12 protein-coding genes are annotated in these 13,976 nt (G+C 68.1%); 4 read left to right on the plus strand and 8 right to left on the minus strand.

Features of this window, described 5'->3' with window-relative positions; translation table 11 throughout:
* Positions 1 to 20: 20 nt before the first annotated feature.
* The 8 genes from FL583_RS42030 to FL583_RS32830 all read right to left on the minus strand — a co-directional run bounded on the left by FL583_RS42030 (position 21) and on the right by FL583_RS32830 (position 8,302).
* A complete protein-coding gene (locus tag FL583_RS42030; RefSeq protein WP_142708760.1) occupies positions 21 to 584 on the minus strand; it encodes an excalibur calcium-binding domain-containing protein in 564 nt (187 codons plus the stop codon).
* Between the two features lie 209 nt (positions 585 to 793).
* On the minus strand, positions 794 to 1,042 hold the full coding sequence (locus FL583_RS32800; RefSeq protein ID WP_073250026.1) for a hypothetical protein: 249 nt from the start codon (positions 1,040 to 1,042) through the stop codon (positions 794 to 796).
* 29 nt (positions 1,043 to 1,071) lie between these two features.
* Positions 1,072 to 2,298: a multiple monosaccharide ABC transporter permease gene (gene mmsB, locus FL583_RS32805; protein ID WP_142708761.1), complete on the minus strand. Its 1,227-nt coding sequence runs from the start codon at positions 2,296 to 2,298 to the stop codon at positions 1,072 to 1,074.
* Entirely contained in the window at positions 2,295 to 3,833 is a 1,539-nt protein-coding gene (gene mmsA / locus FL583_RS32810; protein ID WP_142708762.1) for a multiple monosaccharide ABC transporter ATP-binding protein, read from the minus strand. Before mmsA ends, mmsB begins: the two co-directional genes overlap by 4 nt.
* 55 nt (positions 3,834 to 3,888) lie before the next feature.
* Positions 3,889 to 5,019, minus strand: a complete 1,131-nt coding sequence (gene chvE / locus FL583_RS32815; protein WP_142708763.1) for a multiple monosaccharide ABC transporter substrate-binding protein — start codon at positions 5,017 to 5,019, stop codon at positions 3,889 to 3,891.
* A 25-nt stretch (positions 5,020 to 5,044) separates the two neighbouring features.
* A complete protein-coding gene (locus tag FL583_RS32820) occupies positions 5,045 to 5,683 on the minus strand; it encodes an L-ribulose-5-phosphate 4-epimerase (protein ID WP_142708764.1) in 639 nt (212 codons plus the stop codon).
* Positions 5,680 to 7,314, minus strand: a complete 1,635-nt coding sequence (araB, locus tag FL583_RS32825) for a ribulokinase (protein WP_142708765.1) — start codon at positions 7,312 to 7,314, stop codon at positions 5,680 to 5,682. Before araB ends, FL583_RS32820 begins: the two co-directional genes overlap by 4 nt.
* Positions 7,315 to 7,336: 22 nt before the next feature.
* Positions 7,337 to 8,302, minus strand: a complete 966-nt coding sequence (locus FL583_RS32830; protein WP_240746887.1) for a LacI family DNA-binding transcriptional regulator — start codon at positions 8,300 to 8,302, stop codon at positions 7,337 to 7,339.
* A 384-nt stretch (positions 8,303 to 8,686) separates the two neighbouring features.
* On the opposite strand from FL583_RS32830, the gene FL583_RS42605 reads away from it, so the two are divergent.
* From FL583_RS42605 to FL583_RS32845, 4 genes are all read left to right on the plus strand, one after another.
* Positions 8,687 to 8,821 carry a hypothetical protein gene (locus FL583_RS42605; protein ID WP_276611656.1) on the plus strand — a complete coding sequence of 45 codons (135 nt, stop codon included), beginning with the start codon at positions 8,687 to 8,689 and terminating at the stop codon, positions 8,819 to 8,821.
* 236 nt (positions 8,822 to 9,057) lie between these two features.
* Positions 9,058 to 10,038, plus strand: coding sequence for a DUF559 domain-containing protein (locus tag FL583_RS32835; protein WP_142708767.1), 981 nt, complete (start codon positions 9,058 to 9,060; stop codon positions 10,036 to 10,038).
* A 16-nt stretch (positions 10,039 to 10,054) separates the two neighbouring features.
* On the plus strand, positions 10,055 to 10,741 hold the full coding sequence (locus FL583_RS32840) for a hypothetical protein (RefSeq protein WP_142708768.1): 687 nt from the start codon (positions 10,055 to 10,057) through the stop codon (positions 10,739 to 10,741).
* 2 nt (positions 10,742 to 10,743) lie between these two features.
* On the plus strand, positions 10,744 to 13,875 hold the full coding sequence (locus FL583_RS32845) for an ATP-binding protein (protein WP_205752681.1): 3,132 nt from the start codon (positions 10,744 to 10,746) through the stop codon (positions 13,873 to 13,875).
* Positions 13,876 to 13,976 lie beyond the last annotated feature (101 nt).

A 13,976-nucleotide genomic window follows, 5' to 3' on the forward strand; every position in this document is an offset into this window, starting at 1 on the left:
CGGATGAGCCCGATAAGTCGTCACTCGCAGCCGATGCCGTCGTCGTCGCGGTCGAGGCCGGCTCGGTAGCCGGGTTCGCCGCGATGGATGGGAGCCGCCCCGGCGGCGCGGACCGCATCGCAGTTGGCGTAGTAGACGCCGGCGGGCGCCTCCGACTTCTTCGGAGGCGCGGGCTTCGGCGCGGTCGTTTTCGGCGTCGCCGGCCGCGGGGCCGCGGTCGTGACCCGGGGCGCCGCCGCGCGGGTCGTCGCCACCGGGTCGGGCACCGATCCGGCGGCGTTCGAGCCGGTCGTTTCGGAACCCGTCGCCGCGCCAGGTACCGCGTCACCCACCAGCGGAGCCGCCGTCTGCGTGGCACTCGGCGACTCGGTCTCCGACGCCGAGGGCGTCACACTCGGCGACGCGGGCTCGGTAGCCGCGACCACCGACGCGGTCGGCGACGGGTCGGGCGAGTCCCCGAACACCGCGACGGCGCCACACACGCCACCGCAGAACAACACGAGCACCCCGCCGAGAAGCAACGCGATCCAGTGCCCCGGACGCAAACCTGTGCGACGGCTGGGAACCTGCGGTGAATGAGTCACCGCGCGATGTTACGAATCCACCACGCGCAGTTCGTACCACCGAGCGTGCACTCGGGGGCGCCACGCGGCCGAAACCCGCGTGCCGACCGGCCGGGGACCGTCCGCCGTCCAGCGGCGCCCGTCACCGCGCGGCCGACCGTTACCGCCGGTCGGGCGGTATCCGTCGGCGGGGCGTCCGGGCCGAACGGGTCGACCCGGACTTGTCAGACCTATTCCAGCGGGCTCGGGTTGGCGGTGGGCGAGAGGACCGCGCCGGCGTTGCGCCAGCCGGTCCAGTCACTCGCCACCCGCCCGACACCCGACTTGGTGTCCCCGAACTCCGCGATCGCCGCGGTGAGCGCCAGCGTCGCGTGCACCTGCGCGAGGGCCGCGTGCGCCGTCATCCACTCCGGCTCCTTGTCGGTAGCCGACTCGGTCGCGTACTTCTGCGCGTGCAAGTAATGCTCTGGTCCGTTCACGAACACTGGATATCCGGGTCGAAACCGGATTAAACAGACGCCCGTCGCCGCTTGTTGTAGAAGTCGAACGCGACCGCCGCGAGCAGCACCAGACCCTTGATGAGCTGCTGCCACTCGGTACCGACGCCCAGGATCGACATGCCGTTGTTCAGGATCCCGATGATCAGACCACCGATGATCGCGCCCGGGATCGTGCCGATACCGCCGGTCACCGCCGCGCCACCGATGAACACCGCCGAGATCGCGTCCAGCTCGAACCCGTTACCCGCGCTCGGGTTGGCCAGGTTCAGCCCCGCGGTGTAGACGAGACCGGCCAGCGCCGAGATCACGCCCATGTTCACGAACAGCCAGAACGTCACCGACTTGGCCTTGACGCCGGACAGCTGGGCCGCCGACAGGTTGCCGCCGATCGCGTACACGTGCCGCCCGAACACCGCCCGGCTCATCACCGCCGTGTACCCGACGACCAGCACCCCGAGGATCACCAGCACGATCGGCGTGCCGTCGTAGCTGGCCAGCTGCACGGTCACCAGCAGGATCAGCGCAACCGCGAACGCCTGCTTGGCGACGAACCACCAGATCGGCTCGTCCTCCAGGTCGTACTTGCGCCGCTCGCGCCGCTGCCGGAACGCGGAGCCCACCAGCGCCAGCGCGGCCAGCACGCCGAGGATCATCGTCAGCGGCTCGTACCCGCTCGACCCGAACGTCGGCAGGAAGCCCGAGCCGAGGTCCCGGAAGCCCTGCGGGAACGGGGCGATCTGCTTGTTGTCGAGCACGATCTGGGCCGCGCCGCGGAACGCGAGCATCCCGCCGAGCGTCACGATGAACGCGGGTATCCCGAAGTACGCGATCCAGTAGCCCTGCCAGGCCCCGACCAGCGCACCCGCCACCAGACAGAGCACCACGGCGACCGGCCACGGCAGGTCCCACTTCGTGATCATCACGCCGGCCAGCGCGCCGATGAACGCGACCACCGACCCCACCGACAGGTCGATGTGCCCGGCGATGATCACCATGACCATGCCGACCGCGAGGATCAGGATGTAGCTGTTCTGGATGATCAGGTTCGAGATGTTGATCGGCTTCAGCGTGATGCCGTCGGTCGTGATCTGGAAGAACACGACGATGACGATCAGCGCGATGAACAGCCCGATCTGGCTGAGCTGGCCGGTCAGGTAACTCAGCACCCCGCCGGCCGGGCGCTTCGCCGGGGCGGTGTCCGCCGGCGGTTTGTCGAGTCCCGTGGGGGCACTCATGCGTCAACCTCCCTGTATTTGGTCATGTACTGCATGAGGTGCTCGGCGGTGGCTTCGCTGCGGGGCACGTCGGCGGTGATGTGGCCCTCGGAGAGCGTGTAGATGCGGTCACAGATGCCGAGGAGCTCCGGCAGCTCGGACGAGATGACGATGATGCCCTTGCCCTCGTCGGCCAGCCGGTTGATGACCGTGTAGATCTCGTACTTCGCGCCGACGTCGATGCCCCGGGTGGGTTCGTCGAGGATGAGCACGTCGGGGTCGGCGAACATCCACTTCGACAGCACGACTTTCTGCTGGTTGCCGCCGGAGAGCTGACCGGCCTTCGTCGTGACGTTCGGCGCCTTGATGTTCATGCTCTGCCGGAACCGGTTCGCGACCGTCGTCTCCTCGGGGTCGCTGACGAACCCGAAGTGCGCGAGCTTGCCCAGCGCGGACCCGGAGATGTTCCGCTTGATGTCGTCGATCAGGTTGAGGCCGTACCGCTTCCGGTCCTCGGTGACGTAGGCGATGCCGGCCTTGATCGCGCGCGGCACCGTGTTCGTCTTCACCTCGACGCCCTGCTTGTAGACGCGTCCGGTGATGCCGGTGCCGTAGCTGTGCCCGAACACGCTCATCGCGAGCTCGGTGCGTCCGGCGCCCATCAGCCCGGCGATCCCGACGATCTCGCCGGCCCGCACGTTCAGCGAAGCCCCGTCGACCACCTTCCGGGTCCGGTCGATCGGGTGGTGGACGGTCCAGTCCTCGATCCGCAGCAGTTCCTCGCCGACGTGCGACTCGTGGTCGGGGAACCGGCTCTCCAGCGAGCGACCGACCATCCCACGGATGATCCGCTCTTCGGAGACGTCGCCGCTCTGCAGTTCGAGGGTCTCGATCATCTTGCCGTCGCGGATGATCGTCACCCGGTCGGCGATCGCCTCGATCTCGTTGAGCTTGTGGCTGATCAGGATGCAGGTGATGCCCTGCTCGCGGAGCTGGCCGATCAACCCGAGCAGGTGCGCGGAGTCGTCGTCGTTCAGCGCCGCGGTGGGCTCGTCGAGGATCAGCAGCTTGACCCGCTTGGAGAGCGCCTTGGCGATCTCGACGAGTTGCTGCTTGCCGACGCCGATGTCGACGATCTTCGTGATCGGGTTGTCGCGCAGCCCGACCCGCTTGAGCAGTTTCGCGGCCTCGAGGTTCGTCTTGTTCCAGTCGATCCAGCCGCGCTTGGCCTGCTCGTTGCCCAGGTAGATGTTCTCGGCGATCGACAGGAACGGGCTCAGCGCCAGCTCCTGGTGGATGATCACGACGCCGGCCGCCTCGGAGTCGTTGATCGACCCGAACCGCACCGGCTGACCGTCGAACTCGATCTCGCCGTCGAACGTGCCGTGCGGATAGACGCCGGAGAGCACCTTCATCAAGGTGGACTTGCCGGCCCCGTTCTCACCGCAGATCGCGTGGACGGTGCCCCGCTCCACCTCGATCGATACGTCCTGCAGGGCGTTGACGCCCGGAAATGTCTTGGTGATGTCCCGCATCACGAGGATCGGGTCTTGCATCTCATACTCCCCTGGCAGGGGCCGGTGGGTGGCGGGCCACCCACCGGCTCACGGCCTACTTGTCCAGTTCTGCCTGGGTGTGGTACCCGGTCGCGATCACGTCCGTCTGGACGTTCTCCTTGGTGATGACGACCGGCGGGAACAGGTAGCTCGGCACGACCTTGACCTTGTTGTCGTAGGTCTTCGTGTCGTTGACCTCCGGCTTCTTGCCGGTGAGCAGGTCGTTGGTCATCGTCGCGGCCTGGTGCCCGAGCTTCCGGGTGTCCTTGAAGATCGTCGAGTACTGCTGACCCGCGAGGATCGACTTCAGGCTCGGCACCTCGGCGTCCTGACCGGTGATGACCGGGAGCTTCTTCGCGCCGTTGCCGTAGCCGGCACCGGTGAGCGCCGACACGATGCCCAGCGAGAGACCGTCGTAGGGCGAGAGCACGCCGTTGACGATCGCGCCACCGGAGTACGACTTCGCGATCAGGTTCTGCATGCGGGCCTTGGCCGTGGCCGGGTCCCAACGCAGGGTCGTGACCTGGTTGAACTGCGTCTGGCCGCTCTTGACGACCAGCACCTTCTTGTCGATGTAGGGCTGCAGCACCGACATCGCGCCCTTGAAGAAGAACGCCGAGTTGCTGTCGTCGTTGCTACCGGCGAAGAGCTCGATGTTGAACGGGCCCTTCTTGCCCAGGTCCTTGCCGTCCTTGTCGACGACGCCGAGGCCCTGCAGCAGGCTGGTGCCCTGCTCCACGCCGACCTTCTCGTTGTCGAACGAGACGTAGTAGTCGACGTTCTTGTTGCCGGTCAGCAGGCGGTCGTAGGAGATGACCTTGATGCCCTGCTTGGCCGCCTCGTCCAGCTGGTCGGAGAGCGAGCCACCGTCGATCGACGCGATGATCAGGACCTTCGCGCCCTTGGTGATCATGTTGCCGACCTGCTGGACCTGCTGCGGGATCTGGTTGTTCGCGTACTCCAGGTCGACCTTGTAACCGGCCTTCTCGAGGTCGGCCTTGACCGCGTCACCGTCGGCGATCCACCGCTCGGAGACCTTGGTCGGCATGGCGACGCCGATCAGCGCGCCCTTGTTGTCGCCGGAACTGGCCTTGTTGTCGTCCGACCCACGGCCACCGCCGCAGGCGGTCAGGGCCAGCGAGAGCCCTACGGCGACGACGCCGCCGAGCACCTTCTTCGCACGCATGCGTTCCATCCTTAATTGGGGGTTTTCACTTCTGGCCGTACACGTTCTGGTAGCGGTCGTAGAGCCGGTCGATCGCTGCCTTGTCGACCGGTTCGACCGGTCCGCCTTGTTGCGCGATGTGGACGGTGCGGGCGACGTCCTCGAGCATCACCGCCGCCTTCACCGCGGCCTTCGCGTCCTTGCCGATCGTGAACGGGCCGTGGTTGCGCATCAGCACGGCCGGCGACCGGTGGTTCGTGAGCGTCTCGACGATTCCCCGGCCGATCGAGTCGTCCCCGATCAGCGCGAACGGCCCGACCGGGATGTCGCCGCCGAACTCGTCGGCCATCATCGTGAGCACGCACGGGATCGGTTCGCCCCGCGCCGCCCACGCCGTCGCGTACGTCGAGTGGGTGTGGACCACTCCCCCGACGTCCGCCATGTGCTTGTAGACGTAGGCGTGCGCGGCGGTGTCACTGGACGGGGACAGCTCCCCCTCGACGAGGCGCCCCTCGAAGTCGCAGACGACCATCGACTCCGGGGTGAGCGCGTCGTAGAAGACGCCGGAGGGCTTGATCAGGAACAGGTCCTCGCCGGGGATCCGCTGGGAGACGTTCCCGGCGGTCCAGACGACCAGACCCCAGCGGATCAGCTCCCGGTGCAGGTCGACGAGCAGTTCCCTCATCGGTGGGCCTCGTTACGGATCCGGCGCAGCCGGTGCAGGACGTCGTTCTCGCCCCGGCCGAAGTAGTCGTGCAGGGTGCGGTACTCGGCGTAGAGCGCTTCGTACGCCTTGGCCCGCTGCGGGTCGGGCGTGTAGACGGCCCGCTCGACCCGGCCCATCGCGTCCGCTGCCGCCGGGACGTCGGGGTAGGCCCCCGCGGCCACCGCCGCGTGGATCGCCGAGCCGAGCGCCGGACCCTGCTCCGAGCCGATCACAGAGATCGGCCGGTTCGTGACGTCGGCGTAGACCTGCATCAGGAACCGGTTCTTCAGCAGCCCACCGGCGACGACGAACTCGTCGACCGGGATGCCGGACTCCTCGAACGCGTCGATGATCACCTTGGTGCCGAACGCGGTGGCCTCGACCAGCGCCCGGTAGATGTCCTCGGGCCGGGTCGCGAGCGTGGTGCCGATCAGGACGCCGGAGAGCTCGTGGTCGACCAGCACGCTCCGGTTGCCGTTGTGCCAGTCCAGCGCGATCAGCCCGTGGCCGCCGACCGGTTGCTGGGCGGCGAGCTCGGACAGGTGCTCGTGGGTCAGCTCGTCGGAGAGCGAGTCCACGTACCAGGCGAAGATGTCGCCGACCCCGGACTGGCCGGCCTCGTACCCGTACAGCCCGGCGACGATGCCTCCGTCGACGACCCCGCACATGCCGGGCACCTCGGCCAGCCTGGCGCCGTTCATCACGTGGCACGTGGAGGTGCCCATGATCGCGACCATCTGACCGGGGGCGATCGACTTGGCCGCGGGCGCGGTGACGTGGGCGTCGACGTTGCCGACCGCGACCGCGATGCCCTCGGGTAAGCCGGTCCAGCCGGCCGCCTGCGCCGTCAGGCCCCCGGCCCGGCCGCCGAGCGGGGAGAGCGGGTGCTCGATCTTCGCGACGAAGTCGGCGAAGTCCTCGTTCAAGGCGGCCAGGTACTCGCGCGACGGCCAGTGGCCGTCTTGGTAGATGCCCTTGTAGCCGGCCGTGCATTGATTGCGCGTCTCGACGCCGGTGAGCTGCCAGATGATCCAGTCGGCGGCCTCGATCCAGCGCGCGGTCGCCGCGTAGATCTCGGGGTCCTCCTCGAGGACCTGGAGGCCCTTGGCGAACTCCCACTCGGACGAGATCTTGCCGCCGTAGCGGTGGATCCAGCCCTCGCCGCGCTCGTGGGCCAGCGCGTTGATGCGGTCGGCCTGGGGCTGGGCGGCGTGGTGCTTCCAGAGCTTGGGCCAGGCGTGCGGGCGGTCCGGATGGATCTCGCTGAGCGGCGTTCCGTCGGCCGTCGTCGGCAGGACGGTGCAGGCGGTGAAGTCGGTCGCGATCCCGACGACGGAGGCCGGGTCGATCCCGGCGTCGGCGATGGCGGCGGGAACCGCCGTCTGCAGGACCTCGACCCAGTCCGACGGGTGCTGGAGCGCCCAGTCCGGCGGTAAGGGCTTGTCGTCCCCGGGCAGCGACCGCTCGATGACCGCGTGGCGGTACGGGTGCACCGCGGTACCGACCTCGGCACCGTCCGACACGCGAACCACCAGCGCGCGGCCGGACAGCGTCCCGTAGTCCACTCCGACCACGTAGGTGTTACCGCTAACATCAATTGATTCGGTCATGGTCACCTCCCTTTCGCGGGTTCTAGATGCTCCGGACCGATGCTCTCTGCACCTGTCCGGTGCTGTCCCGCAGTACCAGATCGGGCGGGATCACGATCCGTTCGTCCGACGGCGGCCCGCCCTCCACCTGCTCGACCAGCAGTGCAAGGCTCCGCCGGCCGACCTCCCCGAAGTCCTGACGCAGCGTGGTCAGCGGCGGCGCGAAGTAGGCCGCCTCCGGGATGTCGTCGAACCCGACCACGCTCATCTCGCCCGGCACGTCGATCCCGGCCTCGGAGAACGCGCGTAAGACCCCGATCGCCATCTGGTCGTTGGCCACGAACACGGCCGTGTGCTCGTTCGCGGCCGCCAGCTGGAGACCGGCCTCGTACCCGGCGCGCGGGCTCCAGTCGCCCCGGAAGACCGTCGTCGGGGTCTCGCCGGCCTGCTTCAGCGTGTCCCGCCAGCCCCGCTCCCGCTCCTCGGCCTCGTGCCAGTCGTCCGGCCCGGCGATGTGCGCGATCCGGCGGTGGCCCAGGGAGAGCAGGTGACGCGTGGCGCGTACCGCGCCGAGGTACTGGTCGACCGCGACCGTCGGCATCGGCCCCTCGCCGCCTTCGACGGCCACCAGCGGGACGCTACGCGGCGCGTGCTTGATCGCCGCAGCCACCGCCGCCCGGGGCGTGATCGCGACGATGCCCTCGACCGACTGCGCGTTGAGGTGGTCGAACGCTTCGCCGAGACTCCGCCGGTCGGGCTCGCGGAGGCTGGCGATGCTCACCGCGTACCCGGCGTCCCGGGCCGCCCGCTCGATCGCGACCAGCATCGAGGCCGGCCCGTACAGCGTCGTGTTGACGCTCACGACCCCGAGTTGCCGGGTACGGCCGGTCGCCAGGGCCCGGGCCGCGGTGTTGGGACGGTAGCCGAGAGTGGTCATCGCCGCCTGGACCCGGGCCCGGGTCGTGGGGCTGACCGCCGTGCTGTCGTTGAGTACCCGCGAAACGGTCATGTGGGATACACCCGCCAATCGAGCGACGTCGGCCATGACTACGCGCCGTTCAGCCGGTTCGGCCATGAACCACACCTCCAGACGCGGGCCGATGAACGCTGTGGCTCAGATCACCACGCTGGCTGGGATGTTAGCGGTAACACAACCATGGTCAAGAGAGTGTTGCCGAAGGGTTACACGGGCGCGTCCTGAACCGATTCCGACGGACCGCTCAGCGCGCGGATCCGTCCGCTGGGCGCAACCGCTCTCGGGTGTGGAGAGTCCATTGTGTTGTCGCGAAGGCGGAGCCGCAGGTGAGGGATCGTTTTTCGGCCTGAGTGTTTCCGGGGAGCCGGTGGCGGGGTAGCCGATCGGGGTCAAGGTTTTCGACGAGAGGAGATCACGATGGCGACCGGCTCTGCCGTCAAGCGCGACGTGAAGAAGACCGCGAAAACCGCGAAGAGCGAGGTGAAGGGAACCGGCAAGGCCGTGAAGCACGACGCCAAGAAGGCGAAGCGCAAGGCCAAAGCCAAGGCCTGACCTCCCTGCACGCCGCCCCGCTCATCCCCTCCGAGCGGGGCGGTTTTCTGTCCTGACTCGACCATCCGGCTGATCGCCGCCCCCCACCTGGTCAGCATCCCCCGCCAGGTGTTTGGCATTGTGATCAATGCATCCGGCGGTAGTCACCGACCGGACACGCTCAGGGGTGGGCGGCAGTCGGGGCATCGGGGGCAGGAGTGGATTCATGGTGGGCGTCGTTACCTCGAGGCCGGGTAGTGCATCTCGCGGGCGTCGATCCGTCCAGGCTCGCGGCGTCGCTGGACCCGCTTCCGCCCGACGCTCCGGTCGTCGTCACCTACCGGCCGGACGCCGGCGCCTCGCAGGCCGCACTCGTCTCCGCGATTCTCGGCCTTCTCGAGGATTCCGCGGTCGCGCTTTTTCCCGACTGGTTGCCGGAGGCTCGAGGGATCGATGGAGCCCAGGGCGCGAACATCCCGGCGGTCCGAACTCTGGCGTCCCGCCTCGCGGGCCGCACCCTGCACTACCGTTCCTTCCTCGCTGATCTGGCCGTGCGGGCCCTGACCGGCCGACCATCGACAGTGTCCTTCCCTCCGGAGTCCCGCGCCGCAGGACTGGTACGGGTGTTGGAGGCCGCTTACGACCGCGCCGACGTCGTTCTCCTCGTCGAGCTTCCCCACGGCCTCACCGCCGGGCACGAAACCGCGCTCGTGTCCGCCCTCGAGTGGCTCGTCCACCACGGCGAACTCGGCGGGGTCTGGCTCGTCGGCCCACCACTGACGACCGTCGACTGGATCCAGTCCCGAACCGTGCCCTCGTTGTCGGGCGCCGCGATCGGAGGATTCGAGCCGCCCGGCGGGGCCGTCGCTCCCCCGCTGGAGATCCCACCATTGACGGGGCGCCCGCATCCGCAGAGCACCGTCGAGATGCGTCTCGAGAGAGTCTTGGCCGGCTGTCCCTGGGCCGGCGAGCGGAGCTGGAATGCCACCCTCTCGCTCGACCCGCTGACCGCGCCGATGCGCGTCGACCTGCTGTGGTCCGCCGAGCACACGGTCGTCGAGATCGACGGACAGGAGCACCGGCGTCACCGCAACTTCGAGGCCGACCGCGCGCGGGACGTCCGACTCCAGACGGCTGGGTACGCGGTGCTCCGTTTCACCAACCAGCACGTCCTCAGCGACGCCCACAACGTCGCGCACCTGATTCAACGATTCCTGCTCACCCGACGCGTCCGCTGATGCGAGAGGACCCCTCATGTCACAAGATGCCTTGAAGCCCCAAGAGCGTGCCGTGCTGCTGGTACTTACTGCTCTAGGTACTCCGGTCAGCAATCCTCAGCTCAAGGAGCGCTTCCGGTTCACGATCGAAAAGCCGGTACGACTCCGGCTGCAGCAACTGAAGCTGATCAGTACGGCGACGGGTCCTCGGCGGGCTCTCTACCACGAGGCGACCAGCGACGGGTGGGGGCGGGCCGCCGAGGAACTACCCGGCGAGTTGCCGGTCAGTCTGCCCGGCAAGGCCGCAGCGATGCTCATCGCCGGTCAGCTTCACGGGTATCTGGCGCGACAGGATCTGCGCCTCCTCGACATCTTCGTCGCCGCATCCGATGACGACGCCGAGCCTGTCCCCGTCGCCGAGACGCCGACCAAGGGGGCCGACGCGCCTGCGAACGGCAAGACGAGCGTCGAGACCCGAGTGCGATCCGCCTATCGGGAACTCGCTACCGCGCCTGGCAGCCCGGTCTTGCTCAGCCGACTGCGCGCCCAACTGGCGGATCTGCCGCGGAAGACACTCGACGACGAGCTACGTCGGCTGAGCAAAGCCCAGCAGATCAATCTGATTCCGGAATCCAATCGGAAGGGCCTCAGCGAGGCGGACAAGGCCGCATCCCTCCGCCTCGGACGGCAGAACAAGCATTTGATCGTGATCGAGGTGGGATGAGCATGCCAACGGAGCTGGAAGCCCTCGCTTCGGTCCGGCTGAGCCTGGCACCCACTCCGGACGACGTCTGGGACGCCAATCCGTTTCACGTCGACGGACTGCACGACCCGGCGGTTCGTGCGGTCCTCGACGGTCTGACCGAGGCCCGAGAGAGCCATGGGGCCAACCCTCTCGGCGTAGTGATTCGTGGTCAGCGGGGAACCGGAAAGACCCACCTGATGGGTTGGCTACGAGATCGCGTCCAACTCGACGGCGGATACTTCTTCCTGCTGGATCTGCTGGATCCGGCGCAGTTCTGGCCGAGCATGGTGTCGTCGATGTTGAACGGCCTGGCGCGGAAAGTCCGGAGGCGCGAGCCGCAGGTCCGAACCCTGCTCCGGCGATTGTCACTGGCCGGCGGCCTGGAGTCCGAACATGTCGCACCCGTGCTCGGCGACGCCGTGCTCACCCGGGATGCGTTGGACGCGTTCCTCCGGGCCGTCCAGCGCGTCGACGACCAGGTGGCACGCGAATGCCAGAGCACGATCAGGGCTCTCGTGCTCTACGCATCCGGCGATCTGAGTGTCTACGACATCGGTCAGAGCGTTCTGCAGTCGCACGAGGAGGAAGAGGACGGTGAACGCCGGACCTGGGGAATCCGTCGCGGCATCCGAACACCGAAGGAAGTCGTCAGCGATCTGTCCCGGCTGCTCGCGCTGACCGGTCCCACCGTCATCGCGATCGATCAAATCGATCAATTGCTCGCGCCGCTTCTGCACATCAGCGACGCCGCCCACACCGAAGGCCATGCTCGGGGTCGTGTCGGGCTCGATCAGTTCGCCGAGGGGTTGATGACGCTCCGCGAGCGCACGCAACGCACGCTGACCGTTCTTTCCTGCCTACACACGTCCTGGGCCCTCATCGAGAGCGAAGCCGTCGATACCGCGCAGGATCGGTTCCGCCGCGCTCCGGACCTGCAGAAAATCCCCTCCAGCGAGCTCGGCCGAGCGTTGGTGGCCCGGCGGCTGGCGGACGGGTTCAAGGAGGCGGGGTTCGTCCCTCCGCATCCGACCTGGCCGGTAGCGACCGCTGCCTTCGACGATGCGAACGATTACACGGCCCGCGAACTCTTGAAGGTCGTCGACGAGCACATCCGCTCGTGCCTCACGCGAGGGACCGTCATCGAGCTGGACTGGTTGGACGAAACGGTGGACGACCGCACGACCGCCGACGAAATCACCCAGTCCCGGGCGGATGAACTCGATCAGCGGTTCGTCGCCCTCCAGCGCTCGGCGGACGCCGGCGCAGCGCTTGAGCCGCCGACCGAAGACGCCGCAATGCCACCGCTGATCAACGCGGGTCTACAAGCCTGGATCTTGCAAGGCGGAAACACCGAGAAGCTCTATTCGTTCGACCCACCGCCTGGCGCACGGCCGGCGCTGCATGCCCGCTTACGCAAGACGCTGGACGACGCGACCGAACGTGAGGCACATTGCGCCTTCCGCGCCATCTCCTCGACCAATGCGAACGCGGCGCTGACTCGCCTGAAGAACGCGGTCACGATGTCGGGGCTCGAACACGACAGGAGCGGGCGCCACCTCGTGGTCCTACGCAACTCGGACTGGTCCAAGGGGCCGAAGACGCAGGCCGCGGTGGCACTCTTCAAGGAGTATGGCGGCCGGACCGTCGACGTCAGCGCCAACGACATTCGCGTCCTGTCGGCTCTGCGCACGCTGCTCGAGGAAGGCCCGAATCACCTCCAGGCCTGGCTTCAGCTCCGGAAACCGGCTTCAGCGGTCCGATTCTTGCAAGTTGGCCTTGAAGAGATGACGGGTCACGACGGGCCGGCGAACGTCGAGCCGGCGAACGTCGAGCAGCGGCCGGCCGATCGGGAACCGAGTCCTCGAGCGGAGCTGAGCAGCGCCCCGGCGCTGATCGTCGGGAAGTCGATCGACAACGGCGCCCTGGTGAGCGTCGAGCTGGAGGCATTGCGGAAGCACACCGCGATCTTCGCCGGCTCCGGTTCCGGCAAGACCGTCCTGATCCGCCGGCTCGTCGAGGAGTGCGCCCTCCAGGGCGTCTCGTCGATCGTGCTCGACCCGAACAACGACCTCGCCCGGCTCGGCGACGGCTGGCCGACCGCGCCCTCCGGATGGGGCGATGGTGACGCCGAGAAGGCGTCCGACTACCTCGCCCACACCGACGTCGTCGTCTGGACGCCTCGTCGTCAGGCCGGCCGCGCGCTGAGCTTCCAGCCGTTGCCGGATTTCGCGAGCGTCCGCGACGACCCGGACGAGTTCGACGCCGCCATCGACGCTGCGGTAGCGACGCTGGCTCCGCGGGCTCGGGTCGACGGCAACGCAACGCGCGCCGTGCGGGGACGCGCGGTGCTCACCGAGGCTCTGCAGTACTTCGCCCGGAGCGGCTTCTCCACTTTGCGCGAGTTCATCGGCGTCCTCGCCGCCTTTCCGGAGGACGCCAGCCGTCTCGAGAACGCCGAGAAGATCGCCGCCGACCTGGCCCAGGACCTCAACGCCGCCGTCGTCAACGACCCGCTGTTCGGCGGCACCGGCACGCCGGTCGACCCCGGCGTTCTGTTGACGCCCGCGCCCGGCAAGCGCGCGCGGGTGTCGGTGATCAGCCTGGTCGGCCTCCCCTCGGACGAGCAGCGGCAGAGCTTCGTCAACCAGCTGCAGATGGCGCTGTTCGCGTGGGTGAAAAAGAACCCGGCCGGTGACCGCCCACTCGGCGGCCTGTTCGTGATGGACGAGGCGCAGACGCTCGCACCGTCCGGGGCGATGACCGCGTGCACCCAGAGCACGCTGGCGCTGGCGTCCCAGGCCCGGAAGTACGGGCTCGGCCTGGTGTTCGCCACGCAGGCGCCGAAGGGCCTGCACAACCGCATCCCGGGCAATGCGGCCACCCAGTTCTTCGGGCTGCTCAACTCACCGGTGCAGATCAGCGCCGCGCAGGAGATGGCGAAGGCCAAAGGTGGCGCCGTCCCGGACGTCGGACGGATGCGCACGGGCGAGTTCTACGCGGCGCCCGAGGGGTCGCACTTCGTCAAGGTGAAGACGCCGCTTTGTCTGAGTTATCACCCCAAGAGCCCGCTGACCACCGAGGAGGTCGTCGAGCGGGCATCGAACCGGGCTTAGGGGTTGGCACGTTTCCGGGAGAACGGACTTCTCCGCCACCCGTACCGTCTTCCTCAACAGCGGGCCGCACGAGCCCCGCGGAAATACCACAGGAGCTGGAC

Origin of the sequence: Cryptosporangium phraense (genome assembly GCF_006912135.1) — a bacterium.
Lineage (GTDB): Bacteria > Actinomycetota > Actinomycetes > Mycobacteriales > Cryptosporangiaceae > Cryptosporangium > Cryptosporangium phraense.

Bases quoted from the DNA above. Each gene is read 5' to 3' on its own strand.
- mmsB (WP_142708761.1), bottom strand. From the start codon at position 2,298: ATGAGTGCCCCCACGGGACTCGACAAACCGCCGGCGGACACCGCCCCG.
- FL583_RS32845 (WP_205752681.1), top strand. From the start codon at position 10,744: ATGCCAACGGAGCTGGAAGCCCTCGCTTCGGTCCGGCTGAGCCTGGCA.
- chvE (WP_142708763.1), bottom strand. From the start codon at position 5,019: ATGCGTGCGAAGAAGGTGCTCGGCGGCGTCGTCGCCGTAGGGCTCTCG.
- FL583_RS42605 (WP_276611656.1), top strand. From the start codon at position 8,687: ATGGCGACCGGCTCTGCCGTCAAGCGCGACGTGAAGAAGACCGCGAAA.
- FL583_RS32840 (WP_142708768.1), top strand. From the start codon at position 10,055: ATGTCACAAGATGCCTTGAAGCCCCAAGAGCGTGCCGTGCTGCTGGTA.
- araB (WP_142708765.1), bottom strand. From the start codon at position 7,314: ATGACCGAATCAATTGATGTTAGCGGTAACACCTACGTGGTCGGAGTG.
- mmsA (WP_142708762.1), bottom strand. From the start codon at position 3,833: ATGCAAGACCCGATCCTCGTGATGCGGGACATCACCAAGACATTTCCG.
- FL583_RS32830 (WP_240746887.1), bottom strand. From the start codon at position 8,302: ATGACCGTTTCGCGGGTACTCAACGACAGCACGGCGGTCAGCCCCACG.
- FL583_RS32820 (WP_142708764.1), bottom strand. From the start codon at position 5,683: ATGAGGGAACTGCTCGTCGACCTGCACCGGGAGCTGATCCGCTGGGGT.